General features: G+C 65.8%; 19 protein-coding genes, 2 tRNA genes and 3 rRNA genes. 7 read left to right on the plus strand and 17 right to left on the minus strand.

Annotated features, from left to right (window positions below; all coding sequences use genetic code 11):
- Positions 1 to 7 precede the first annotated feature (7 nt).
- The 5 genes from flgF to flgB all read right to left on the minus strand — a co-directional run bounded on the left by flgF (position 8) and on the right by flgB (position 3648).
- Positions 8 to 751 carry a flagellar basal-body rod protein FlgF gene (gene flgF / locus BKK81_RS32605; RefSeq protein ID WP_071021693.1) on the minus strand — a complete coding sequence of 248 codons (744 nt, stop codon included), beginning with the start codon at positions 749 to 751 and terminating at the stop codon, positions 8 to 10.
- A 47-nt stretch (positions 752 to 798) separates the two neighbouring features.
- Positions 799 to 2031 carry a flagellar hook protein FlgE gene (gene flgE, locus BKK81_RS32610; protein ID WP_071021694.1) on the minus strand — a complete coding sequence of 411 codons (1233 nt, stop codon included), beginning with the start codon at positions 2029 to 2031 and terminating at the stop codon, positions 799 to 801.
- A 64-nt stretch (positions 2032 to 2095) separates the two neighbouring features.
- Positions 2096 to 2776 (minus strand): flagellar hook assembly protein FlgD, encoded by a 681-nt coding sequence (locus BKK81_RS32615; RefSeq protein WP_071021697.1) that lies wholly within the window; start codon positions 2774 to 2776, stop codon positions 2096 to 2098.
- A 37-nt stretch (positions 2777 to 2813) separates the two neighbouring features.
- Positions 2814 to 3221 (minus strand): flagellar basal body rod protein FlgC, encoded by a 408-nt coding sequence (flgC, locus tag BKK81_RS32620; RefSeq protein ID WP_071021699.1) that lies wholly within the window; start codon positions 3219 to 3221, stop codon positions 2814 to 2816.
- A gap of 7 nt (positions 3222 to 3228) precedes the next feature.
- Positions 3229 to 3648 (minus strand): flagellar basal body rod protein FlgB, encoded by a 420-nt coding sequence (gene flgB / locus BKK81_RS32625; protein WP_071021703.1) that lies wholly within the window; start codon positions 3646 to 3648, stop codon positions 3229 to 3231.
- 202 nt (positions 3649 to 3850) lie between these two features.
- Here flgB and flgA point away from each other — a divergent pair, with 202 nt between their 5' ends.
- The 3 genes from flgA (at position 3851) to BKK81_RS32640 (ending at position 5652) form a co-directional block, all read left to right on the plus strand.
- Positions 3851 to 4675, plus strand: a complete 825-nt coding sequence (flgA, locus tag BKK81_RS32630) for a flagellar basal body P-ring formation chaperone FlgA (protein ID WP_083384686.1) — start codon at positions 3851 to 3853, stop codon at positions 4673 to 4675.
- A 152-nt stretch (positions 4676 to 4827) separates the two neighbouring features.
- Positions 4828 to 5124, plus strand: coding sequence for a flagellar biosynthesis anti-sigma factor FlgM (gene flgM, locus BKK81_RS32635; RefSeq protein ID WP_071021709.1), 297 nt, complete (start codon positions 4828 to 4830; stop codon positions 5122 to 5124).
- Positions 5125 to 5193: 69 nt separating this feature from the next.
- Positions 5194 to 5652: a flagella synthesis protein FlgN gene (locus tag BKK81_RS32640; protein ID WP_071021712.1), complete on the plus strand. Its 459-nt coding sequence runs from the start codon at positions 5194 to 5196 to the stop codon at positions 5650 to 5652.
- A 229-nt stretch (positions 5653 to 5881) separates the two neighbouring features.
- Here BKK81_RS32640 and BKK81_RS32645 read toward each other — a convergent pair whose 3' ends face one another.
- From BKK81_RS32645 to flhB, 6 genes are all read right to left on the minus strand, one after another.
- On the minus strand, positions 5882 to 6343 hold the full coding sequence (locus BKK81_RS32645) for a flagellar protein FlhE (protein ID WP_071021715.1): 462 nt from the start codon (positions 6341 to 6343) through the stop codon (positions 5882 to 5884).
- Positions 6343 to 7059: an RNA polymerase sigma factor FliA gene (locus BKK81_RS32650; RefSeq protein ID WP_071021717.1), complete on the minus strand. Its 717-nt coding sequence runs from the start codon at positions 7057 to 7059 to the stop codon at positions 6343 to 6345. The genes BKK81_RS32645 and BKK81_RS32650 overlap by 1 nt, the downstream gene beginning before the upstream one ends.
- 120 nt (positions 7060 to 7179) lie before the next feature.
- Positions 7180 to 8013, minus strand: coding sequence for a MinD/ParA family ATP-binding protein (locus BKK81_RS32655; protein ID WP_197524016.1), 834 nt, complete (start codon positions 8011 to 8013; stop codon positions 7180 to 7182).
- Positions 8014 to 8017: 4 nt separating this feature from the next.
- Positions 8018 to 10378 (minus strand): flagellar biosynthesis protein FlhF, encoded by a 2361-nt coding sequence (gene flhF / locus BKK81_RS32660; protein WP_071021720.1) that lies wholly within the window; start codon positions 10376 to 10378, stop codon positions 8018 to 8020.
- A gap of 10 nt (positions 10379 to 10388) precedes the next feature.
- The gene (gene flhA, locus BKK81_RS32665; RefSeq protein WP_071021722.1) at positions 10389 to 12479 is read right to left on the minus strand and encodes a flagellar biosynthesis protein FlhA; all 2091 of its coding nucleotides are present in this window, start codon (positions 12477 to 12479) and stop codon (positions 10389 to 10391) included.
- On the minus strand, positions 12476 to 13618 hold the full coding sequence (gene flhB / locus BKK81_RS32670) for a flagellar biosynthesis protein FlhB (protein WP_071021725.1): 1143 nt from the start codon (positions 13616 to 13618) through the stop codon (positions 12476 to 12478). Before flhB ends, flhA begins: the two co-directional genes overlap by 4 nt.
- A gap of 375 nt (positions 13619 to 13993) precedes the next feature.
- On the opposite strand from flhB, the gene BKK81_RS32675 reads away from it, so the two are divergent.
- Complete coding sequence (locus BKK81_RS32675; protein ID WP_071021728.1) at positions 13994 to 14458, plus strand: hypothetical protein; 465 nt, start codon at positions 13994 to 13996, stop codon at positions 14456 to 14458.
- 273 nt (positions 14459 to 14731) lie between these two features.
- Positions 14732 to 16186: a GntP family permease gene (locus BKK81_RS32680; RefSeq protein ID WP_071021730.1), complete on the plus strand. Its 1455-nt coding sequence runs from the start codon at positions 14732 to 14734 to the stop codon at positions 16184 to 16186.
- Between the two features lie 22 nt (positions 16187 to 16208).
- Here the strand turns inward: BKK81_RS32680 and BKK81_RS32685 are convergent, their stop codons facing one another.
- Complete coding sequence (locus BKK81_RS32685; RefSeq protein ID WP_071021735.1) at positions 16209 to 16667, minus strand: CopD family protein; 459 nt, start codon at positions 16665 to 16667, stop codon at positions 16209 to 16211.
- Between the two features lie 161 nt (positions 16668 to 16828).
- On the opposite strand from BKK81_RS32685, the gene BKK81_RS32690 reads away from it, so the two are divergent.
- Entirely contained in the window at positions 16829 to 17749 is a 921-nt protein-coding gene (locus tag BKK81_RS32690; protein ID WP_231908162.1) for a DMT family transporter, read from the plus strand.
- 452 nt (positions 17750 to 18201) lie between these two features.
- Here the strand turns inward: BKK81_RS32690 and rrf are convergent.
- From rrf to BKK81_RS32715, 5 genes are all read right to left on the minus strand, one after another.
- A 5S ribosomal RNA gene (rrf, locus tag BKK81_RS32695) occupies positions 18202 to 18315 on the minus strand.
- Between the two features lie 122 nt (positions 18316 to 18437).
- A 23S ribosomal RNA gene (locus BKK81_RS32700) occupies positions 18438 to 21316 on the minus strand.
- Between the two features lie 287 nt (positions 21317 to 21603).
- A tRNA-Ala gene (locus BKK81_RS32705) sits at positions 21604 to 21679 on the minus strand.
- Between the two features lie 10 nt (positions 21680 to 21689).
- A tRNA-Ile gene (locus BKK81_RS32710) sits at positions 21690 to 21766 on the minus strand.
- 61 nt (positions 21767 to 21827) lie between these two features.
- Positions 21828 to 23359 (minus strand): 16S ribosomal RNA (locus tag BKK81_RS32715).
- Together the 16S, 23S and 5S rRNA genes with 2 tRNA genes alongside form the textbook arrangement of a ribosomal RNA operon.
- 545 nt (positions 23360 to 23904) lie before the next feature.
- Here BKK81_RS32715 and BKK81_RS32720 point away from each other — a divergent pair.
- Entirely contained in the window at positions 23905 to 25500 is a 1596-nt protein-coding gene (locus tag BKK81_RS32720; RefSeq protein ID WP_071021738.1) for a 3'-5' exonuclease family protein, read from the plus strand.
- Positions 25501 to 25729 lie beyond the last annotated feature (229 nt).

Below are 25729 nucleotides of genomic sequence, written 5' to 3' on the forward strand. Positions count from 1 at the left end.
CGTTGGATCAGTTGGTCGACAGCAGTGCGTTGGCGCGCTGGTCATTGCTGTCCGCGTTCTGGATCATCTTCATCTGCATCTCGAAGCGGCGTCCGTTGGCGATCATGTCGACCATGGCCTCGACCGGGTTGACGTTGCTGCCTTCCACGGCGCCGGAGACGATGCGGATGTCGGCATCGGGTTCGGGTGGCTGCACGCCCTGCTTGAGCCGGAACAGGCCATCGTCGCCACGCTCGACCTGGTCGCCGGTGAGGCTGACCAGGCGCAGCTTGCCGACGTTGGCGAGCCCGTTAGCGGTCTCGCCGGGGCCGCGCGCCGTGATCGTGCCGTCGCTGGCGATGGTCAGCTCGGAGCCCGGCGGCACGGTCAGCGGACCGCCCTGGCCGAGCACCGGCAACCCGCTGGGGGTCAGCACCTGCCCGTCCGCGCCCACCTGCAGCGCGCCCGCACGGGTGTAGGCCTCGCCGCCGTCGGGGGTCTGCACCGCCAGCCAGCCGTTGCCCTTGATCGCCACGTCCAGCACGCGGCCGGTGTAGTTCAGCGGGCCGGCCTTGAGGTCGGCTCCCGGCGTGCTGGCCAGGGTGAAGGCGCGGGTGGGGTTGGTATTGCCCACTACCGGCACCGCGCGGAACATATTGATCTGCGCGCGGAAGCCCGGCGTGGAGACGTTGGCCAGGTTGTTGGATACCGCGGCCTGCTGCTCCAGCGTCTGCTTGGCGCCGGACATCGCGGTGTAGATCAGGCGATCCATGGTCGTCCCCTAGCGGCAGCGGCAGCGCGCGTTGGCCGTGCCCGGCATTACATGTTCACCAGGGTCTGCATCACCTGGTCCTGCGCCTTGATGGTCTGGGCGTTGGCCTGGTAGTTGCGCTGGGCCACAATCAGGTTGACCAGCGAGGCCGACAGGTCGACGTTGGAATCCTCCACGGCGTTGGCCTGCAGCGTGCCAAGGCTACCGCCCGCCGTACCGACCAGCGGCGCGCCCGAGGTGCCGGTGGCCTGCCACACGTTGTCGCCCGACGGCTTCAGGCCCTGCGGATCGGCGAAGCCGACCAGCACGATCTGGCCGAGGTTCTGGGTCTGCTGGTTCGAATAGCTGCCGACGATGGTGCCATCGCCCTGCACGGCGAAGCTCAGCAGGCTGCCCGAGGCGTAGCCGTTCTGCGACAGCGAATTGGTGCCGCTGGTGACACCGTACTGGGTGGTGCCCGTCAGGTCGACCGCGACCGACATCGCCGCGGCGCCGTTGGCCGCCGGCATCGTGAAGCTGGGCGCGGTGGCAGCGGTCGGCGAGGTCAGCACGCCGGCGCTGTTGAACTGCATGGCCATCGGGCTGCCGCCGGTCAGGTTGCCGCTCGGGTCCGTGACGTAGAGGTTCCAGTCCGAGCCGCCGGCGGTGGTGCCGGGGCCTGCCGCCTGCTTGGCGAAGTAGGCGGTCATCTGCTTCGCATTGCCGAGCGAGTCATAGACCGTGAAGCTGGTCGCGTAGTTGTACATGCCGGACGTCGGCAGCGCGCCGGGCGCGCTCGCGAACGCGGTGGCCGGCACGGTGTTGCTCGAATTGAGCTGGAACTGCGCCGTCAGCTTGGTCGTGGCGACCGGCGGCATATTGGTGTTCGACACCACCAGCGGCTGCGGCTGGACCGAACCGCCGGCCGCCGTCCCTGCCGGATAGCCGGTGAGCTGCAGGCCCTGCGCATTGGTCAGGCTGCCGTCGGCCTGTCGCTGGAACTGCCCGTTGCGCGAGTAGTAGACGCCGCCATCGGCGTTGACCAGGCGGTAGAAGCCGTTACCGCTGGTGATGGCCACGTCCAGCGAGTTGTTGCTCGACGAAATGCTGCCCTGGGTGAAGGACTGGATCACGGTGTTGACCTTCGTGCCCAGGCCGATGTTGGTGCCGGCATAGACGTCCGCGAACTGCGCGGTCGACTGCTTGTAGCCCACCGTGTTCGCGTTGGCGATGTTGTTGCCGATCACGTCCAGATTGGCGGCGGCTGCGTTGATCCCGCTTACCCCTTGACCGAAACCCATTGATTTTCCCCTTGACTTGCTGTCTTGCGTGAATGACCCGCCTGCGCGCGGTATGGTTGCCCGATCAGCTGATCCGGCGGATGTCGTTGACGTTGGCAGACTGGCCGTTGGTCAGGCCGACCAGCACACCGCTCGAGTCGCCGGTGATGCTCTGCACCGTGGCGTAGTTCAGGGCGACCGGCGATACGCTGTTGCCCTTGGCGGTCGCGCTCACGCTGAAGGTGTATTTGCCGTCGGCCACGGTATTGCCGTTGTTGTCCTTGCCGTCCCAGCTCACGTCCTGCACGCCGGCTGCCTTGTTGCTCAGCGTCAGCGTGCGCACCACGTTGCCGCCGGAGTCCTTGATGGTGACGCTGGCGGTATCGGCCGCCGTCGGCAGGTCGACGCCGAACTTGCTGGGCGTGCCGCCGGCGACCGAGATCTGCGAGCCGGGCACTTCCACCGAGCGGCCGATCAGGCTGGCCGAATTCATCGCCTGGCTCGCGCTGTTCTGCGACAGCAGCTGGTTCAGCGTGGTGTTCATGGTCTGCAGGCTGCTCACGGTGCTGATCTGCGCCAGTTGCGAGGTCAGCTGCGAGTTGTCCATCGGGTTGAGCGGATCCTGGTTGTTCATCTGGGTCACCAGCATCGTCAGGAACTGGCTCTGCAGGTCCGAGGCGCTCGCCGAGCTGCTGCTCAGCGCCTGGTTCACGGAGGAGCTGGTGGTGGAAGATCCGGTACCGCTAACGTTCGAGGTGGTGGTCATGTCAAATCCATCGGCTTGTCGGGTTGGCCTGTCGGCGTCACTGACCCAGGGTCAGCGTCTTGAGCATCATGTTCTTGGCGGAATTCAACACCTCGACGTTGGCCTGGTAGGAACGCGAAGCCGAGATCATGTTGACCATCTCCTCCACCGGGTTCACGTTGGGCATGGTCACGTAGCCTTCCGCATTGGCCAGCGGATGCGTGGGATTGAAGACCATCTTGGCCGGCGAGGGATCCTCGACCACGCCCTGCACCTGCACCCCGCCGATCTCGCTCTGGCCGGGTGTCGGCGCGAGCCCGAAGACGACCTGCTTGGCGCGATAGGGCTGCCCGTTGGGACTGACCGCGCTGTCCACGTTGGCGAGGTTGGACGCGGTGACGTTCATGCGCTGCGACTGCGCGGACATGGCCGAACCGACCACGTCGAAGATATTCATGGCTGCCATGGCATGCTCACTGCTGGATCGCGGCCAGCATCGTCTTGATCTTCGACGTCATCACCGTCAGGTCCGACTGGTAACCCACGGTGTTGTCGGCGAAGGCGACGCGCTCGGTGTCCATTTCCACGGAGTTGCCGTCGATGCTGGACTGTGTCGGGATGCGGTACATCAGGTCGCGGTCGCTCGTGCCCGACGGTGCCTCGGCGGGCAGGTGCCGCGCCGACGTGGTGGTCAGCACCAGGCCGCCCTGCGCGCCGCCGGCGCCGCCGCGCTGCATGGTCTGCGACAGCGTGCTCGCGAAGTCGTAGTCACGCGCCTTGAAGCCAGGCGTATCGGCATTGGCGATGTTCGCCGCCAGTACCGACTGGCGCTGGTTACGCAGGTTGAGCGCTTCCTGCTGGAAGCGGAAAGCCGCATCGAGTTTGTCAATCATGTCTGCGTCTCGCTGGGAAGGGAGAACATGGAAGCGCATGCTTCTTCAGGCTTGCCATGGTAGGTGCGGCGACGCCAGCGCAATCGCGCGAATAGGCGGCGGAAACCCGCGCAATTCCCTCCGAAGCGCGCCGGGTGGCTGCCTACAATACGGGACGTTCCGCTGCGTGCCGCAAGGCCCGCGCACTTGCTGGAAGACCCACATGAAGCCTCTGTCCCGAGCGCTGTTCCGCGCCCCATTGCGCGCCCTGTTCCGCGCCCTGCTCCGCGCGACGCGCCTGCTGCCCGCGCTGGCGCTGGCCCTGGCCGGCGCCCACGTCGCGGCGCAACCGGCCGGCGCCAGGGCCGGCAATGGCGCCACGCCCGCCACGCCCGCCACGCCCGCCACGCCCGCCACGCCCGCCACACCTTTCCCCGACGATCCCGTGCGCAGCGCGGTCGAGCAGTTCCTCGCGCGCCAGAGCGCCGGCCTGCCGGGCAAGGTCAGCATCCAGGTCGTGCCGCCCTCCGGCGGCCGCGCTCCCGAATGCGAGGCGCCCGACCCCTTCCTGCCGCCGGGCGGCTCGCCCTGGGGCCGCGTCACGGTCGGCGTGCGCTGCGGTGGCGAACGTCCGTGGATACGCTACGTGCAGGCACGGGTCGGCGTGTTGACCGACTACTACGTGGCAGCCCGCGCGATCGCCCCCGGCGAACCGATCGGCAGCGCCGACCTGCAAGCTCGCCAGGGGGACCTCGCGATGCTGCCGCGCGCGGTGGTGACCGACCCGGCGCAGGCCAACGGTGCCGTCGCCGCCACCCGCATCGCCGCCGGCTCGCCGCTGCGCGCCGACCTGCTCAAGCGGCCGGCCGCCGTACGCAACGGCCAGACCGTGTCGGTGACCATCGAAGGCGAGGCCTTCCAGATCAGCAGCGAAGGAAAAGTGATGAATGATGCGCCGACGGGCGGCTCGGTGCAGGTGCGCCTGAAGAACGGCCAGGTGGTCACCGGGCTGGTGCGCAGCGGCGATACCGTGGTACTGCAGCAATAGGCGCGGCAAAGCGACCGGCCGGCGGCCGGGTACGCGGCGCAGCGGCGGGATGGCGTGCGACAATGCGGGCTTGCGATGCCCATGCGGCAAGGCGGCCCTAAAGTTTGCGGCCGGGCGTCCGATATGCATGTGGAACCCAGCAAGGAACAGTCGTGAAGATCAATCAGTCCACTTCGTCCAGGACCGGCGCCCCCGCCGAAGGCACGGCGCGCGCCACCACGGCCCCCGCTCCCGCCCCGGCCACGGCAGCCGAGGTGCAGACCAGCCCCCTGAGCGCCCAGGTCCGCCAGATCGGCGCCAGCCTGAGCCAGGATAGCGACAACGACATCGACACGGCCCGCGTGGAGGAAATCCGCCAGGCCATCGTCGAAGGCCGGATCAAGATCGATCCGAGCAAGATTGCCGACGGTCTGCTCGCCACGCTGCGCGAGCTGAACCAGGGCCAGTAAGCGGTCCGCGGCAGGAACCCAGCAGCGAGCCGAGAGCGAACGGCATAGAGCGCCGCGCGTGGAGAAACCATGAGCCTGCCCCTGATCCAGATCCTGCATCGCGAAACCGAAGCCGTGAAGGCATTCGCCGAGGCCCTGGCCGACGAACGCGAAGTGATGAAGAGCGGCGACGCGCAGGCGCTCGGCGCGGTGCTGGACCGCAAGACGGCGCTGGCCTCCGCGCTGGCCGAGCTGGGCGCCGCGCGCGAAGCGCAGATGGCCGCCGCCGGCTTGCGCGCCGGCCCGAACGGCATGCTGGTCGGCCTGCGCATCGACCCCGCCGTGCATCAGGCCTGGCGCACCCTGCGCCTGGCCGCGCTCGGCGCGCACCAGGCAAGCACGCTGAATTCGGCGGTCATCGCCGCCCATCTCGAACACACGCGCGCGGCCATCCAGGTACTGCGCCAGCGCGGCATCGATGCCGGCCTCTACGGCCGCGACGGCCGCACCCAGAACGCGGCATCCGGCCTGAGCCTGGCGCGCGGCTGAGGCCACTGCGGCGGCTGGGACTGACGCGCGCTCGCAGCGCCCCGCTCCGGCTGGTGACATGGCCGCGCGACGATGGTCGCGCGATTGCCCCTCGCTACCGCGCCGTCCGGCGCCGCCATCCTCTTCCTTGAACTGAACTGAACTGAGCTGAGCTGAGCTGAACCGAGCCGGATCGGCCGAGGACGGCGTCGCGGGTGTCGCCGCAGCGGCGGCGGACCGCTCTCGACGATCAGCGATAGTCGACGATGACCTGGTTGGCGCGCCCCTGCAGCACGGGCGCCAGCGCGCCACGCCCGGGGGCCAGGAAAGCAAAGGTGAAATCCTGTGCGGCGGCATCGCCGCGGAATGCCTCGGTGTGGCCTTGCGCCGCCGGCAACAGCACGCATCGGCTGCCATTGCACAGGTAGACCTGGAGATCATGCGGCGGCACGCCGCTGAAGGTGTACTGCCAGCGCACGGATGTCACCTTGCCGGTCGCCAGCGCCGGCATGGCGCCGGGCCGCAGCGCAGGCGACAGTATGCGCATCCCGCGCACGGACAGCATCGGCCCCTGCACCACGCTCTGCCAGGCATGACCGGGACCTCCCTCGTCCGCCCGGACCGGCGGGACGGCGGTCGCCAGGCCGAGTGCGGCGACGCCCGTCGCAACGCATGCCTGCACGCGCGGCGCGGCGCGGCCGGGCCCTCGCATCAGAGCAGTCCCCGCAGCTGGCCACGCAGGCGCGCGATGGCCTGGCCGCGGATCTGGCAGACGCGCGACTCGGTCACGTCCAGCACGGCGCCGATCTCGCGCAGGTTCAGCTCCTGGTCGTAGCACAGCGACAGCACCAGCTTCTCCCGCTCGGGCAGGCGCTCGATGGCGCGGATCAGCGCTTCGCGCATGCCGCTCTCCATCAGCACCATCAGCGGGTCGCTGTCTTCGTTGACGCCGAGGTGGCGCTCGAGGAAATCCTCTTCGCCGGAGCGCTCGAAGTCCTCGTAATGCAGCAGCTGGCAGCCGTGCACTTCGTTGAGCAGCAGCTGGTACTCCGGCAACGGCATCTCGAGATGCTCGGCCACTTCGGAATCGAGGGGCGTGCGGCCAAGCTTCTGCTCCAGGCTGCGTATGGCCCGCTCGATGCGGCGGGTGAACTGGCGCAGGCTGCGCGACTGCCAGTCGTTGGCGCGCACCTCGTCGAGCATGGCGCCGCGGATGCGCTGGCTGGCATAGGTCTCGAAGCGCGCGCCGTGCGTGTCTTCGTAGCGCTTGGCCGCGTCCAGCAGGCCGATCATGCCGGCCTGGATCAGGTCGTCGAGCTGCACGCTGGCCGGCAGCTTGGCCGCCAGTTGCAAGGCGATGCGGCGCACCAGCGATGCGTGTGCCTTGACCAGATCCGTCTGTTCGAGCTTTCCCTGAACGGTGTACATGGTGGGACTCTCGTGGCTTCTAGAGCGCAGCGCCGGCCGCGCGCGTACCGTGCAGGGACCGGGGCCCGATGGCTTGGGCCCGGTCGATGGCCTGGGGGAACGATACGTGCGGCATCGGCGTCAATGAATGCGTGGGCTGGTCGGAGGCGTCGCCGAGGCGACGCCGGGGAAGGTGGTGGACGCGGCGCGCATGGGCCACGCGCCGATGCTGCTGGCGATGCGGCGCAAGGCCATCGTCGCCGGTGCGGCGGGGTAGGCATCGACCACGCCGCGACCCAGCTGCTCGCTCTGCCTGACCAGCGGATCGAGCGGCAGATAGCCGGCCCACGAGGCCTCGATGCCGAGATACTGGCTGGCGGTGCGGGCCAGGTTGCCGGCCACCGCGCCGGCGATGCCCTCGCCCGCCGCCGCATTGACGACGAGCTGGAAATGGCGGATGGCGTAGCGGTGATGCAGTTGCTTGATGCGCGCGTAGGCCGCGGTGATCGAGGCCGCCTCGGGGCGCATCACCACCAGCAGGTTGTGCGCGGCGCCGGCCAGCGCCGACAGCGTCCCCTGGCCGTCGGCGCGGGCATCGGCCAGCACGGTGCGGAAGGCGCCGAAGGTGCCCGGCAGGCCGCCGCCGGCCGGGCCGGCAGCGCCCGCGGGCAGCACGGCGACACCGCTGGGCCCGGCGGCACCGAGCGCCTGGTCGAGCGTCGCCTGTGCGGCCAGCACCTGGGCCAGCGTGCCGCGCGGCGCGGCTCCGGCCAGGTGCGCGGCGCGCGCGCCCGGGGCATCCTCGTCGACCAGCAGGACGCGCTCGCCCTGCATGGCCAGCGCGCTGGCCAGTCCGAGCGCGACCGTCGTGGCGCCGGCCCCCGGCTCGCTGGCTACCACGGCGATGTGCCGTGTGGCGCGCGGCGCCAGCAGGCGCCGCAGCCCCTCGGCCTGATCGGTTGCCAGAGTGTGCACAGACCTACTCTCCTACGGATTCCAGTTGTTGCTCGGTAGCGGACGTATCCGCACGGACCGGGTCCGCCGCAGCGGCACGGTTTGCGCGCACGGGATAGCCCTCCAGCACGTCCAGCAGCGCCAGCAGGCGCGCCAGGCCTTCGACCAGCGCCTGGCCCGGCGCCGCTTGCGCGGCCTTGCCCGCGGCGCGGCCGGCCAGGCGCGAGAGGAAGCCGGCCGCCACGGCGCCCGGCTCGCATTCGAGACGCAGGGCGGTCAGGCCGGCCTGCAGCGCCATCAGCGCGGCGCGGCATTGCGCCTCGTCCGCGGCCGGCACGGCGCCGCGGGCAAGATGGTCGAGCGCGTGGCGCAGCGTGCGGAAGCGTGCCTCGGCGGCCAGCGCCCAGCGCGCCCACTGCGCCAGCCGCGCGGATTCATCGGCCAGGGCGGGGTCGCACAGCAGATAGCTGGTGTCCAGCAGGCGGCCGCTGTCGCGCTCCACCAGGCGGGAAACCAGCAGGCAGGCATCGGTGCCGCCGTCGGCATTGCCGCGGCCGGCACGGCGCTGCAGCGGACCGTCGGGCACCCGCACCGGCACCTGGGCCAGCCATTGCACGGCATCGCAGCCCTGCTCATGGAGTTCGCCCACGGCATGGAAGGTCAGCGTTTCGGCCAGGGCCTCGACCTTCCAGGCCGTGCCTCCGCTGAGCATGCGCGCGCCCTTGCGGGCCCGCGCCAGCCAGCGTTCGCCGCCTTGCTGCCAGCGCGCCAGCACGGCCGGAGCCGGCAGCGCATCGACCATGTTGACGACCGTACGCGTGGCCGCCAGCGCGGCGCGCAGCGTGGCGGCCTCGGTTTCGCCGCTGCCGTTGCGTGCACCGCTCACGGCGGCGGCCAGCGGGAAGCCGTCGCGATCCGACAGCCACAGGGTCGTCTGAACATGGTGCGGGGCCCGGCGCCCGCCAGCCGCGAACTGGGCGGTGGCGGACAGCGCCAGCACATGGCGATCGCAGCCGCGACCGAGGTCGCGGCAGGCAGCTTCGCGCACCTGCTGCGCGACGCTGCGCAGCGATGCGGCGTCGTCGTCGCGCTGCTGCCACAGCGCGCGCAGCAGCGGAAAACCCTGCGTACCGGCATCGAGCTCGGCCACGCAGGCACCGACCGCATCGGCACTGTCGCTCAGCGAGCGCAGCATGTCCTCGGCGGCGGGACCGCGCTGCGCCTCGGCATCCTCGAGGGCGCCGGCCTGGCGGCGGGCCACGTCCGCATCGGCGAAGACCGAGCCGCGGCGGGGCGTCAGGAAGGCGCGCTCGACCAGGGCCGGCGCCTGCGCCAGCTCCAGGTGCTCGGGCACGCGCTGGCCGGTGGAGGCGTAGAACACCGGCAGGCGGTGGCGGATGACGACGTCGAGCACCGATCCCAGGTGCGTGGCTTCGTCCAGCTTGGTGATGATGCAGCCGTCCAGGCCGCAGCCGGGCTCACCGCCGAGACCGGCGTCCTGCCGGTAGGCGTGCACCACCTCGTTGAGCGTATCGCCGTGGCTGGCGCCATTGAGCAGCAGCACGCGCTGCACCGGTGCCTGCACGCCGGCCAGCATGGCGATCTGTTCGGACAGGTTGCGGTCACGCTGGCTCATGCCGACCGTGTCGACGATGACCAGGTGCTTGTCGGCCAGCGCGTTCAGCGCGAAGCGCAGGTCGGCCGCATCCTTCACCGCGTGCACGGGCACGCCGAGGATGTCGCCATAGATGCGCAGCTGCTCGTGCGCGCCGATACGGAAGCTGTCGGTGGTCAGCAGCGCCAGCCGCTCCGGACCGTGCTTGAGCACGAAGCGCGCGGCGAGCTTGGCGGTGGTGGTGGTCTTGCCGACGCCGGTCGGCCCGATCAGCGCGAGCACGCCGCCCTGGGCGAAGAGTGCCTCCTCATCGGCCAGCACCTGCACCTTGCGCGCCAGCTCCTGGCGGATCCAGGCCATCGCCGACTGGCGGTCGTGACCGACCGGCAGGTGCGCCAGCAGCGTGCGCGCGAGCTGCCCCGAGAAGCCCGCGCCGGCCAGCCAGGTGAAGAGCGACTCGCGCAGCGGGTCGCCCGTCGCCACCGGCACGTTGCCCATGCCGGCGAACTGGCGCTCGATCAGCGCGCGCATCGACTTGAGCTCGCCGCGCAGCTCGCCCATCTCGGCCTCGTCGTCGCGCACCGGTGCGGGCGGCACATAGAGCTGGGCGCTGCTGGAGATGGCGCCGACATCGGTGTCGCGCATGGCGACGATCTCGACGCCGCCATCGACGGTCCGGTTGGACAGCACCACCGCGTCAGGCCCCATCGCCTCGCGCACGCGCCGCAGGGCCTCGCGGCCATTGGCCGCCACGAATTTCGCTACGCTCATCGCGCCTTCCTCATGCTGCACCGCCGATCACGGCGGTGATCCTGATGTTTCGGTTGTCGGGGACCTCGGCATGCGACAGCACCTTGAGCTGCGGCAGCGTACGCCGGAGGAAACGAGCCAGCAGCGCCCGCAGCGGCGGCGGCACCAGCAGCACGGGTGTGTAGCCCATCTGCTCCTGCCGCTCCACGCAGGCACGCGATTGCTGCAGCAGGGCGTCCGCCAGGCCGGGCTCGAGGCCCCCGCCGCTGTTCAGCACCTGGGTCAGCACGCGCTCCAGGCCGGCTTCGAGGCCGACCACCTGCATTTCCGCCCCGTTCGGGTACAGCTGCTGCGTGATGGCGCGGCCCAGCGCCACGCGCACCAGCTCGGTCAGCTCGCTGGGCTCGCTGATCTTGGGCGCGTGCTCCGCCACCACGTCCAGGATGGTGCGCATGTCGCGGATGGGTACCCCCTCCTCCAGCAGGTTCTGCAGGACCTTCTGCAGGCCGGTCAGCGAGATGGTCTTCGGCACCAGGTCCTCGGTCAGCTTCGGCGATTCCTTGGCGATGCGGTCGAGCAGCTGCTGCACTTCCTGGCGGCCCAGCAGTTCGGCCGCGTGCATCTGGATCAGGTGGTTCAGGTGGGTCGCCACCACGGTGCTGGCATCGACCACCGTGTAACCGAAGGCCTGCGCGCGCTCCTTGTGCGCGGCGTCGATCCACACGGCCGGCAGCCCGAAGGCCGGATCGCGCGTCTCGGCGCCCGGCAGGGTGCCGCTGACCTGGCCGGGGTTGATCGCCATCCACTGCCCCGGCGCCGCTTCGCCGCTGCCGATCTCCACGCCCTTGAGCGTGATGCGGTAGGCGTTGGGCTTGAGTTCGAGGTTGTCGCGGATATGGACCACCGGCACCAGGAAGCCGATCTCCTGCGCCATCTTCTTGCGGATGCTCTTGATGCGGCCGAGCAGCTCGCCGTTCTGCGCGCGGTCCACCAGCGGGATCAGTCGGTAGCCGACTTCCATGCCCAGGGGATCGACCATGGTGACGTCGTCCCAGGTCGCCTCGGTGGATTCCGGCTGCGCCTGCGCGGGGCGCGACTCGCCCTTCTTGCTGGCCTGCGCGTCGGCCTGCTGGCGCTGCGCCAGGTAGCGCCCGAACCAGATCAGGCCGGCGCCGAACAGCAGGAAGGCGATGTGCGGCATGCCCGGGATCACGCCCAGCAGGCCGATGATGGCGCCCGTGATATAGAGCACGCGCGGATTGGAGAACAGCTGGCCGGTCAGCTGCTGGCCGACGTCTTCGTCGTTCGACACGCGCGAGACGATGACACCGGCTGCAGTGGAGATCACCAGCGCGGGAATCTGCGCCACCAGGCCGTCGCCGATGGTCAGCAGCGTGTAGTTGCGCACGGCCGTGGCGAAGTCGAGGTCGTGCTGCACCATGCCGACCACCATGCCGGCGCCGACGTTGATGAACATGATCAGCAGGCCGGCCACGGCATCGCCGCGCACGAACTTGCTGGCACCGTCCATGGCGCCGTAGAAGTCGGCTTCCTGGGCCACCTCGGTACGGCGCTTCTTGGCGCCCTCCTCGTTGATCAGGCCCGCGTTGAGGTCGGCATCGATGGCCATCTGCTTGCCGGGCATCGAATCCAGCATGAAGCGCGCGCCCACCTCGGCAATACGGCCCGCGCCCTTGGTGATCACCATGAAGTTGATCACCACCAGGATGGCGAACACCACGATGCCCACGGCGAAGTTGCCGCCCACGAGGAAGTGGCCGAACGCCTCGATCACCTTGCCGGCGGCATCGGGGCCGCTATGGCCCTCGAGCAGCACCACGCGGGTGGAGGCGACGTTCAGCGACAGGCGCAGCAGCGTGGAAAACAGCAGCACCGCGGGAAAGGCGGCGAAATCGAGCGGCCGCTGGGTGTACATGCCCACCAGCAGCACCATGATCGACAGGGCGATGTTGAAGGTGAACAGCAGATCGAGCAGGAAGGGCGGCAGCGGCAGCACCATCATGCCCAGGATCATCACGATCAGCAGCGGGCCCGCCAGGGCTCGCATCTGGCCGGCGGTCTGCCCGCCGGGCAGCTTCAGCAAGGAGGTCAGGGCATTCATGCGCGGCTTTCCGGTACGGCGAGTTCGTCAGGCACGAGAAGGTTGCTGGGAGCCGCGGGCTGCGGTCCCTTGGAGTAGTGCCAGTGTTTCAGCTGGAAGACCCAGGCCAGCACCTCGGCCACGGCGGTGTACAGGCCGGCCGGGATTTCCTGCCCCAGCTCGACATGGCGGTGCAGCGCGCGCGCCAGCGGCGGCGCCGACAGGATGGGGACGCGATGCTCGACCGCGATCTCGCGGATGCGTGCCGCCACCAGGTCGCTGCCCTTGGCCACCACGCGCGGTGCGCTCATGCGGCCTTCCTCATAGCGCAGCGCCACCGCGAAGTGGGTCGGGTTGGTCACCACCACATCGGCCTTGGGTACCTCGGACATCATGCGTCGGCGCGCGGCCTGGCGCTGCTGCTGGCGGATGCGGCCCTTGACGTGCGGATCGCCCTCGGTTTCCTTGTGTTCCTGCTTGACCTCTTCCTTGGTCATGCGCAGCTTCTTGTGGAACTGCCAGAACTGCCAGGGCACGTCCAGCCCGACCACGACCACCAGCGACAGCACGACCAGGCCGGAGCAGTACAGCACCAGTTCGAGCATGTGCAGCAGTGCTTCCTGCACCGGCACGTTCATCAACGAGATGGCCTCGGGCAGCCGGCGCCACAGCACCCAGGCTGCCACGCCGCCCACCAGCACGGATTTGGCGATCGCCTTCAGCAGCTCGGCCAGCGTCTGCATGGAGAACATGCGCCCCAGACCCTGCAAGGGCGACAGCCGGCCGAAGTTGGGCTGGAGCGACTTGGTGGAGAACATCCACCCGCCCAGCAGCAGCGGCGCGGCCAGGGCCGCCACGGTCAGCAGCGCCAGCAGGGGCATCAGGGCCAGCAGGCTGTCCCAGACCACGTTGCCGAACTGGGACAGCATGCGCGATACGTCGAAAGCGGTGGCCGGCTCGAAGCTCAGGCTGTGGCGCATGCTGGCATCGAGCCGGCGCCCAAGCGGCGCCCCGAGCGTCGACAGGCCGGCCACGCCGGCCAGCAGCATGATGAAGGTGCCGAGCTCGCGCGAACGGATCACCTGCCCCTCCTCGCGCGCCTTTTCCAGGCGCCGGGGTGTGGCGGGTTCAGTTTTCTCGAGATCGCTTTCTTCGGACATGGACGCTCCGTTGCGAAGCGCCAGGCGGCCCTTCGTCAGTGACGATTATCAAAGCGGGCCAGTCCTGCCATTAGCGGGAATAGGGAGGGGAATCGGTTGCTGTTTGCGTGATCAGCGGCAGCCACCAAGGCGGAGTTCCGCCTCTTGCGAGGGATAACGGACGGGGCCGGGGCAACTTGAGCGACGGGGCGACAGATGGGGGCGGACCCGTGCCATGGGCTGCCGCGGCATGGTATCGGCATCCTCGGCCATTAATTCAAATTTTTTGAATAAATGATCCACGACTCATCGCCTTTCCCGCCCGGAAGGTTACCTATCATTGCGTTCAAGGACGGCACGACGCCTTCTGGAAAATTAAACGAACTGGAGAGAATCATGCACAACGCTATCACCCGCAAGCTGGTTTCCACCCTGGTGCTGTCCCTCGCCGCCGCCGCTGCCGGCAGCGCGCTGGCCGCCGGCCCGAAGAACATGCAGCCCGGCGACAAGTACGGCTACGACTTCCGCAGCGCAGTGCACGACGTGTACACGGAAGGTGCGCGCGGCGGCAGGTTCGATGCCTTCAGCGAAGGCGCCCGTAGCGCGAAGTTCGATCCGTACACCGAAGGTGCGCGTGGCGCGAAGTTCGATCCCTACACGGAAGGTGCCCGCATCGCGAAGTTCGATCCGTACACCGAAGGTGCACGTGGCGCGAAGTTCGATCCCTATACCGAAGGTGCCCGCATCGCCGGCCTGGACCGCAGCGGTGTCTCCTCTGTCCCGCAGCGCAGCTTCGACGCCTACGGCGAGGGCGCGCTCGGCGGCAAGGCCAATCCCTACACCGATGGCGCGGCGACCTGAGCCACGCCGCCCGGGCGGCGATCCCCGGCCTGATGCGAACATGGCAAGTCCCCGCTACGCCGGGGACTTTTCCATTGGGGTCATTGGGGTCATTGGGGTCATTGGAATCATGGGAGCCACGCCGGACATCGCTTTGTGCAGGGCAACATCTTGTGGCCTGGCCGGTCGCGGGGAATAATGCAGGCTTCCCGTCCTCTCGCCTCGCGCGCGGAGGCATGGAGATGCAATCGCCGAAGTACGATCCCGACGGACTGTGCAAGGAGGTCTGACCCCATGAGCCTGCTCGGCATCCTGCTGGCCCTCGCCCTGCTCATCTGGTTGACCTATCGCGGCTGGAGCACCTTGCTGCTGGCGCCCGGCGCCGCCATGCTGGCGGCGGTCTTCGCCGGCGAGCCGCCCCTGGCCCACTGGACCCAGACCTTCATGTACAACGCGGCCGGTTTCGTCGCGCAGTTCTTCCCGCTTTTCCTGCTCGGGGCACTGTTCGGCAAGCTGATGGCCGACAGCGGCTCGGTCTCGGCCATCGCCACCTTGATGACCCGCACGCTGGGAACCCGGCGTGCCATGCTGGCGGTGGTGCTGGCCGGCGCGCTGGTCACCTATGGCGGCGTCAGCCTGTTCGTCGCCTTCTTCGTGATCGCGCCAATGGCGCTGGAGCTGTTCCGTACCGCCGACATTCCGCGCCGCCTGGCGCCGGCCGCCATCATGCTCGGCACCTCGACCTTCACCATGTCGGCCCTGCCCGGCACGCCGGCCATCCAGAACGCCATCCCGATGCCCTTCTTCGGCACCACGCCCTTCGCCGCGCCCGGATTGGGGGCGATCGCCAGCGCGATCATGCTGGGCTTCGGCCTGTGGTGGCTCGGGCGCGCCGAGGCTGCGGCGCGAGCGGCCGGCGAGGGCTTCGGAGACGGGGCGGATGTGCCGGTGGAAGAAGTGGCCGAGCGCGAGCTGGTGCGCGAACGCGCCTCGGTGGCGCGCGAGTTCGATCCGGCCGAGGCGCCGCGCGGACAGCGCAGCAGCGATTCGCCCTCGCCCGGGGCCGCTTTGCTGCCCCTGGCCGTGGTGGTCTGCGTCAACCTGCTGATGAGCCTGGTGGTGCTGCCGCGCTGGAATGCCGGCTACCTGGCCGAGGAACGCTGGGGCAGCACCAGCCTGGCGGCGGTGGGCGGAGTGTGGGCGGTGCTGGTGGCGCTGGCCGCAGCCATCCTCTGCCTGCTGGTGCTGAACCACCGCCGCCTGCCGGCCCTGCGTGAAACCATGGACGCCGGCGCCAATGCGGCCGTGCTGCCGGCCTTGAGCGTGGCCAGCCTGGTCGGCTTCGGCTCGGTGGTAGCGGTGCTGCCCGGTTTTGCCGTGGTGCGCGAGTGGGTGCTGTCGATCGAAGGCGGCCCGCTCGTCTCGCTGGCGCTCGCCACCAATGTCCTGGCCGCGCTGACGGGCTCGGCCTCGGGCGGCCTGACGATCGCGCTGCAGGCGCTCGGGGGGAATTTCATGGACATCGCTACCGCCAGCGGCATCGACCCGGCGCTGCTGCATCGCGTCGCCGTGATCGGCGCCGGCACGCTGGACGTGCTGCCGCATAACGGTGCGGTCGTCACGCTGCTCGCCGTCTGCGGTGCCGGGCACCGCGGCAGCTACCGCGACATCGCCGTGGTCGGCATCATCGGCCCGGTGCTGGCACTGGTCGCCGTGATCTGCCTGGGCAACCTGTTCGGGGCCTTCTGATCCGCGCCTGCCCGCTTCCGCCTCAGCCCAGGGCGGCGCCCAGCGTGGCCACGCAGATGGTCAGCAGGCCCAGCAGCAGGTTCCAGCCCACCGCCTGACGGATCCGTCCGAGCGCCACGCCGGCCTGGGCCCAGTCCTCGGCATCGACGCTGCGACGCAGGGCCGCGAACGGCACCGTGTAGACATAGACGAAGATCGCGAACATCAGCAGGCCGCTGCCCATCATCACATGCCAGTTGGGTGGCGCCGCAGATCCTGCCTGGCCGAAGCGCACCATGCCGGTCACGCCGATCAGGATCACGGTGACCCAGACCCAGCCGAGGAAACGCGCCAGCACGGCGCGCCACAGGCGCAGCCGCGGCGGTGGCTCGAGCAGTTCGGCCGCCGCCGGCCGCAGGCAGACATAGGCAAAGAACATCCCGCCGACCCAGATCGCGGCAGCGGCAATGTGGACGAAACGCAGCAGAAGTTCGACATTCATCGGGACCGGCTCCTCGGAAGCGCCCGCCCAAGTGCGCGGGACGCGGCCTCCATTCTATGCGCTGGCAAGCGCGGGCGTGGCCCGCGGATGGCACGGTGCCGTGATCCACGGCTGTTCGCCGTGACGTGTTCGCCGCATAATCTGGAGATCCTCAATCCGGCATGATGACCGCCATGGGCCTCGACAGCCGCCACACCCCGCCATCCCGGTGGGGCACGCTCTTCTTGCTGACGTTTCCACCGCTGAGCTGGGCCGGCAATGCCATCGTCGGCCGGCTGGCGGCGGGGCATGTGCCGCCGATCACGCTGAACTTCATCCGCTGGGTGATCGCCGGGGCCATCCTTGCGTGCTTTGCCGGCCGCAGCCTGCTCGCGCACCGCGGCGCCCTGCAGAGGCACGCCGTCATGCTGTGGGTCCTGGGCGCGCTCTCGATCGCCAGCTACAACGCGCTGCAATACCTGGCGTTGAAAACGTCGACCCCGATCAATGTCACCTTGATCGGCGCGTCGACGCCGCTCTTCCTGCTGGTACTGGGTGCCACCGTGTTCAAGGAGCCGGTCAAGCCCTGGCATGTCGCCGGCGCCCTGCTGTGCTTGATCGGCGTAGGCTTCGTGCTGCTGCGGGGCGAGCCCGCCCGGCTGGCCCAGCTCGACTTCGTCGCGGGCGACCTGTTCATGCTGGCGGCGACGGTCGCCTGGAGCGGCTACACCTGGCTGTTGCGCAAGCATCGTCCCGACCTGCCGCTACCCGCCTTCATGCTGGCGCAGATCCTCACCGGCCTGGTGGTCAGCGTGCCTTTCGTCGGCTGGGAGCTCGGCGTGGCGCAGGAGTCCATCCGCTGGAGCTGGCGCGTTGCCGCCATCCTGGCCTATGTCGGAACCGTGCCGTCCCTGCTGGCCTATTTCTCCTGGGATCGCGCTATCGCGCGGGCGGGAGCGCAGCTCCCGGTCTTCTTCATCACCTTGACGCCGGTGTTCGCGGCGCTGCTGTCAACGCTGCTCTTGAGCGAATGGCCGCACTGGTACCACGGCGTCGGCCTGGTGGCGATCGGCATGGGCATCCTGCTGGCACAGAAGCGATAGGCACGCGAATCGCGCGACGCAGGAGGAATCGCAAACGATCGCGAAGGAAGCCGGATGATTCAGCACAGATCCTGGTCGACCGGGCATTCGCATGGCCCTCGCCGACACTACAGGAGAATGCATCCGCCGGCCACCTGCGGCGCCCCTCTTTTCGCTGAAAACCGCTGATTGCCGGGCAATTCGCCCGATCCGGCTGATTGCAAGGAAGTTTGCGGGTGTAGCCGGCAGACTCGCCCAAAAAGCAGCCTGTTCGATGCTGAAGCGAGCACGTTATGCGACGCGAAGCACCTTTGGCCCGACCCGCTTGTCGCAGCTTCGCGCCCAGTCTTGGGCTTCGCCTTCCGGCGAGACTGCCCGGCATTTCGCTTCGTCGGCATCCGCGCGTGCTGCGAGCGCCGCAAAGACAAAACCCCTCGCAGCGTTTGCTGTCGAGGGGTTTTGCGGGAGGGAGAGCCTGGCGATGACCTACTTTCACACGGGTAGTCCGCACTATCATCGGCGCAAAGTCGTTTCACGGTCCTGTTCGGGATGGGAAGGGGTGGTTCCGACTCGCTATGGTCACCAGGCATTAAGGGTTGCTGCGCCGGGGTTGAGCCGTCGCAGCGAATAGGGATGTAGTCTTGGTTGTGAGGTATCGGCACCGTTCTGGGCACACGCGATACGTCAACCAGTGAAACACACTGGTTATAGGATCAAGCCTTACGGGCAATTAGTACTGGTTAGCTTAACGCATTACTGCGCTTCCACACCCAGCCTATCAACGTCCTGGTCTCGAACGACCCTTCAAGGAGGTCAAGCCTCCAGGGAATCCTCATCTTCAGGCGAGTTTCCCGCTTAGATGCTTTCAGCGGTTATCTCTTCCGTACATAGCTACCCTGCGATGCCTCTGGCGAGACAACAGGTACACCAGCGGTACGTCCACTCCGGTCCTCTCGTACTAGGAGCAGCCCCCGTCAAGATTCCAACGCCCACGGCAGATAGGGACCAAACTGTCTCACGACGTTTTAAACCCAGCTCACGTACCTCTTTAAATGGCGAACAGCCATACCCTTGGGACCGGCTACAGCCCCAGGATGAGATGAGCCGACATCGAGGTGCCAAACACCGCCGTCGATATGAACTCTTGGGCGGTATCAGCCTGTTATCCCCAGAGTACCTTTTATCCGTTGAGCGATGGCCCTTCCATACAGAACCACCGGATCACTATGTCCTGCTTTCGCACCTGCTCGACTTGTCGGTCTCGCAGTTAAGCACGCTTTTGCCATTGCACTTTAGGTACGATGTCCGACCGTACCAAGCGTACCTTCGAACTCCTCCGTTACACTTTGGGAGGAGACCGCCCCAGTCAAACTGCCTACCATGCACTGTCCCCGACCCGGATTCACGGGCCAAGGTTAGAACCTCAAACAAACCAGGGTGGTATTTCAAGGACGGCTCCACCGGAACTAGCGTCCCGGTTTCAAAGCCTCCCACCTATCCTACACAGATCGGTTCAAAGTCCAATGCAAAGCTACAGTAAAGGTTCATGGGGTCTTTCCGTCTAGCCGCGGGGAGATTGCATCATCACAAACACTTCAACTTCGCTGAGTCTCGGGAGGAGACAGTGTGGCCATCGTTACGCCATTCGTGCAGGTCGGAACTTACCCGACAAGGAATTTCGCTACCTTAGGACCGTTATAGTTACGGCCGCCGTTTACCGGGACTTCAATCAAGAGCTTGCACCCCATCATTTAATCTTCCGGCACCGGGCAGGCGTCACACCCTATACGTCCACTTTCGTGTTTGCAGAGTGCTGTGTTTTTATTAAACAGTCGCAGCCACCAGTTTATTGCAACCCCTTCACCCTTCTGGCGCAGGCCAGTCAAGCTACCAGGGCGTACCTTATCCCGAAGTTACGGTACCAATTTGCCGAGTTCCTTCTCCCGAGTTCTCTCAAGCGCCTTAGAATACTCATCTCGCCCACCTGTGTCGGTTTGCGGTACGGTCTCGTATGACTGAAGCTTAGAGGCTTTTCTTGGAACCACTTCCGATTGCTTCGCGACACATGGTCGCTCGCCCCACAGCCTTGAATCCCGCGCCCGGATTTGCCTAAGCGCCTTCTCCACTGCAGGGACCGGGACTTCCAACACCCGGACAACCTTCCGCGATCCGTCCCCCCATCGCATCATACGACGGTGCAGGAATATTAACCTGCTTCCCATCAGCTACGCATCTCTGCCTCGCCTTAGGGGCCGACTCACCCTACGCCGATGAACGTTGCGTAGGAAACCTTGGGCTTACGGCGAGGGGGCCTTTCACCCCCTTTATCGCTACTCATGTCAGCATTCGCACTTCTGATACCTCCAGCATCCTTTACAAGACACCTTCACAGGCTTACAGAACGCTCTCCTACCACGCACTTGCGTGCGTCCGCAGCTTCGGTGACTGGCTTAGCCCCGTTACATCTTCCGCGCAGGACGACTCGATCAGTGAGCTATTACGCTTTCTTTAAAGGGTGGCTGCTTCTAAGCCAACCTCCTGACTGTTTTAGCCTTCCCACTTCGTTTCCCACTTAGCCAATCTTTGGGACCTTAGCTGGCGGTCTGGGTTGTTTCCCTCTTGACACCGGACGTTAGCACCCGATGTCTGTCTCCCGTGATTGCACTCTTCGGTATTCGGAGTTTGCTATGGCGGGGTAATCAGCAATAGACCCCCCAACCATGACAGTGCTCTACCCCCGAAGGTGAGACACGAGGCACTACCTAAATAGTTTTCGGAGAGAACCAGCTATTTCCAGATTTGTTTAGCCTTTCACCCCTATCCACAGCTCATCCCCTAGTTTTTCAACACTAGTGGGTTCGGTCCTCCAGTACGTGTTACCGCACCTTCAACCTGGCCATGGATAGATCATCTGGTTTCGGGTCTACACCCAGCGACTGAACGCCCTGTTCGGACTCGCTTTCGCTACGCCTGCCCTAATCGGTTAAGCTTGCCACTGAATGTAAGTCGCTGACCCATTATACAAAAGGTACGCCGTCACCCGTTTCCAGGCTCCGACTGTTTGTATGCATGCGGTTTCAGGATCTATTTCACTCCCCTCCCGGGGTTCTTTTCGCCTTTCCCTCACGGTACTGGTTCACTATCGGTCGATCACGAGTATTTAGCCTTGGAGGATGGTCCCCCCATCTTCAGACAGGATTTCACGTGTCCCGCCCTACTTGTCGTACACCTAGTTCCACAACGCTGTTTTCGCATACAGGGCTATCACCTGCTATGGCCGGGCTTTCCATCCCGTTCTGCTAACAATGCTGCTAAAGAGTACAAGGCTGTTCCCATTTCGTTCGCCACTACTCTGGGAATCTCGGTTGATTTCTGTTCCTGCAGCTACTTAGATGTTTCAGTTCGCCGCGTTCGCTTCCCTTGCCTATGTATTCAGCAAGGGATGACCCATACGGGCCGGGTTTCCCCATTCGGACATCTCCGGATCAAAGCTCGTTTGCCAGCTCCCCGAAGCTTTTCGCAGGCTACCGCGTCCTTCATCGCCTGTGATCGCCAAGGCATCCACCACATGCACTTGTTCGCTTGACCCTATAACAAGTGTGTCTCAAGCTCGCGCTTGAAACGCTCATTACAGGTTGAGTTCTCGCATTTGTGCCGTATTCCAAGTCATCTTTCGATCACTTAAATACTTTGGTTGATACAATCACAACCCGGTATCGTGTTGGTTACTTCAGCCTCTCATCAAGGCTTCACGACACCTTTACTACATCCCATATTGTTAAAGAACAGCCGATGCTTTCGCATCGCTTGGCCAACGCCAAATGCAAGCGCTCAACGCTAAGCGCTTGCATTTGGCTTGTCCAACCCAAGGTCGATGGTGGAGGATGACGGGATCGAACCGACGACCCCCTGCTTGCAAAGCAGGTGCTCTCCCAGCTGAGCTAATCCCCCTCGGATAACTTGGTGGGTCTGGTAGGACTTGAACCTACGACCCCCGCCTTATCAAGACGGTGCTCTAACCACCTGAGCTACAGACCCTTGGCTGTAACAGCAAACAGACCGATAAGTGTGAACGCTTCACTTGGGAAGCACGCTCTGGAAAGGAGGTGATCCAGCCGCACCTTCCGGTACGGCTACCTTGTTACGACTTCACCCCAGTCATGAACCCTGCCGTGGTAATCGCCCTCCTTGCGGTTAGGCTAACTACTTCTGGCAAAACCCACTCCCATGGTGTGACGGGCGGTGTGTACAAGACCCGGGAACGTATTCACCGCGGCATGCTGATCCGCGATTACTAGCGATTCCAGCTTCACGTAGTCGAGTTGCAGACTACGATCCGGACTACGATGCGTTTTCTGGGATTAGCTCCCCCTCGCGGGTTGGCAACCCTCTGTACGCACCATTGTATGACGTGTGAAGCCCTACCCATAAGGGCCATGAGGACTTGACGTCATCCCCACCTTCCTCCGGTTTGTCACCGGCAGTCTCTCTAGAGTGCCCTTTCGTAGCAACTAGAGACAAGGGTTGCGCTCGTTGCGGGACTTAACCCAACATCTCACGACACGAGCTGACGACAGCCATGCAGCACCTGTGTCCACTTTCCCTTTCGGGCACCTAATGCATCTCTGCTTCGTTAGTGGCATGTCAAGGGTAGGTAAGGTTTTTCGCGTTGCATCGAATTAATCCACATCATCCACCGCTTGTGCGGGTCCCCGTCAATTCCTTTGAGTTTTAATCTTGCGACCGTACTCCCCAGGCGGTCAACTTCACGCGTTAGCTTCGTTACTGAAGAAATGAATCCCCAACAACTAGTTGACATCGTTTAGGGCGTGGACTACCAGGGTATCTAATCCTGTTTGCTCCCCACGCTTTCGTGCATGAGCGTCAGTCACGTCCCAGGGGGCTGCCTTCGCCATCGGTATTCCTCCACATCTCTACGCATTTCACTGCTACACGTGGAATTCTACCCCCCTCTGACGCACTCTAGCCTTGCAGTCACAAGCGCCATTCCCAGGTTGAGCCCGGGGATTTCACGCCTGTCTTACAAAACCGCCTGCGCACGCTTTACGCCCAGTAATTCCGATTAACGCTCGCACCCTACGTATTACCGCGGCTGCTGGCACGTAGTTAGCCGGTGCTTATTCTTCCGGTACCGTCATCCCTCCGGGGTATTAGCCCAAAGGATTTCTTTCCGGACAAAAGTGCTTTACAACCCGAAGGCCTTCTTCACACACGCGGCATTGCTGGATCAGGGTTGCCCCCATTGTCCAAAATTCCCCACTGCTGCCTCCCGTAGGAGTCTGGGCCGTGTCTCAGTCCCAGTGTGGCTGATCGTCCTCTCAGACCAGCTACTGATCGTCGCCTTGGTGAGCCTTTACCTCACCAACTAGCTAATCAGACATCGGCCGCTCCTATTGCGCGAGGCCTTACGGTCCCCCGCTTTCACCCTCAGGTCGTATGCGGTATTAGCTAATCTTTCGACTAGTTATCCCCCACAACAGGGCACGTTCCGATGTATTACTCACCCGTTCGCCACTCGCCGCCAGACCGAAGTCCGCGCTGCCGTTCGACTTGCATGTGTAAGGCATGCCGCCAGCGTTCAATCTGAGCCAGGATCAAACTCTTCAGTTCAATCTCTGTGTGGTTCCGCGCAGTTGCCTGCGCAAACCTCGCTCTTTCGAGCGGTCGCTCACTCTCAGAAAACTGACTGGCTCCGTCCGAAGACGAAACCAAACATGTTTACTGTGCGAGCACTGATAACTTGTAAGCTAGAAGACCGAGGTCTTCCGCTTCCCGCATCAAGCGCCCACACTTATCGGCTGTTTGTTTGTTAAAGAACTCACGCGATTCGCTTTGCTTACCGCGTCGCTGCGTTGTCAGCAGCAGAGAAACGAGATTATGAACAACTTTCTGCGTTTCGTCAACAGGTTCGAAGCATCTTTTTCGCTTCGGTCAGTCGCGCTTTGCAGCACCACCCATCATCCTGCCAACCCCGCAACCCGCGTCGCTGCTGGCTTTGCCGCTGCGCTTCGTGTTGCGAGGGGGCGAATAGTAGGCCAGTCCGGCCGCCTTGGCAAGACCTTCATGAAGAAATTTTGACAGCCTCCCGCGGCCGGCCAGCGGGCACCCCGACACTGACGGCAAGGCCCATGCCGAGATCCGGATAGAATCGCCTGATGCCGGACCATCCAGATTCCCACCCCGCCCTGGAACTCGACCCGCTCGCGCTGGCGGCGTCGCTACCGCGACCGATCGCCTTCGTGGACCTGGAGACGACCGGGGCCAACGCCCAGCACGACCGCATCACGGAGATCGGCGTGGTGGAGGTCGGCCCGGACGGCATCGTGGAGTGGGAGACCCTGGTCGACCCCGGCACGCCGATCCCACCGTTCATCCAGCGGCTGACCGGCATCCACGACGAGATGGTGCGCGGCAAACCCAGCTTCGACAGCCTGGCGGAAGGGCTGGCCGAGCGGTTGCACGGCAAGCTCTTCGTCGCCCACAACGCCCGTTTCGACTATGGCTTCTTGAAAAGCGAATTCCGCCGTGCTGGCGTGGACTTCCGCGCCGATGTCTTGTGCACGGTCCGGCTGTCGCGCTCCCTGTTTCCCACAGCGGCACGCCACGGCCTCGACGCACTGATCGGGCGCTTCGGGCTGCAGCCGAAGGGGCGCCACCGCGCGCTGGCCGACGCCGAGCTGCTGTGGCAGTTCTGGCAGCACATCCACGCGCAGTACTCGCCGGCCCTGGTGGATACCGCCGTGCGCTCCCTGGTCAAGCATGGCAGCCTGCCGCCAGGACTCGAGGAGGACGCCCTCGACGGCATCCCCGACCGTCCCGGCGTGTACCTGTTCTACGGCGACCAGCCGATGCCTCTCTATATAGGGAAGAGCACCCACCTGCGCCAACGCATCAGCGCACACTTCTCCAATGATCACCGCGATGCCAAGGACGCCAGCCTGTCACGCGCCATACGACGGCTGGAGTGGCGCGAGACCGGGGGCGAAATCGGCGCCCTGCTGCTGGAGGCCCGGCTGATCAAGACCCTGCAGCCGCTGCACAACCAGCGCCTGCGGCGCAATGCCCGGCTCTATTCCTGGGAGATGCCGCCAGGCCTGGCGGCGCCGCGACTGCGCTCGGACCGCGACACCGATTTCAGCCGGCCATCCGCCCTCTATGGCGCCTTCCCGAGCCGCGCCGCTGCCGAGAGCGCGCTGCGTGCGCTGGCCCAGGAACACGGCCTGTGCGAGTCCACCCTGCGCCTGGAACGCCACAAGCGCGCCGGCACGCCCTGCTTTGCCCATCAACTGCAGCGCTGCGCCGGCGCCTGCGTGGGCAAGGAGCCGGCCGCCGAGCACCGCGCCCGCACCGAGTCGGCCCTGGCGTCGATGGCGCTGCGCCCCTGGCCCTTCCCGGGCCCGGTGGCCTGGCGCGAGGGGCGGGGCGCGCGCCACCCCTGGCATGTGCTGGAGAACTGGTGCTACCTCGGCTCGGCCCCGACCCTGGCAGCCACGCCGGACCTGCTGGGCAGGCATGCCAGCTTCGATCTCGATACCTACCAGATCCTGCTACCCCACCTGGACGTCTTGCTGGCCGAGGCCCGCCCGCTCCCGCGCGGCCGCGAGTTCGTGCTGGAGGCACCTCAGGCCACGCTGGCCCCGACACCCGCACACGGAGAAGCCGTCACGGGCGCCGCGGACCGCACCGTGTCCGCCGGACGCGCGCGGCGGCGCCGGCAGGCCGACACCCTGCCGCTACCATTCAGCGACTGAGCCAGAAAGCACCGAAACGGTGCTTTGTATACCAAAAGAATCCCGCGACTCGCGCATTACCGCTCAAGGGATGCTGCTGAAATCCCCATTTCCGCGCAGAATCCTGCAAAATCTCCTTAAAAATCACGCTGCATTGCACCATATACGGGAAAACCAGGTAGCCCGCAGAATCGCCTTGCAGAGGGGTGTGTTTAGAATATAGTATACCGATTCAACTCTCCCAGCCCCC

Origin of the sequence: Cupriavidus sp. USMAHM13 (assembly GCF_001854285.1) — a bacterium.
GTDB lineage: Bacteria > Pseudomonadota > Gammaproteobacteria > Burkholderiales > Burkholderiaceae > Cupriavidus > Cupriavidus malaysiensis.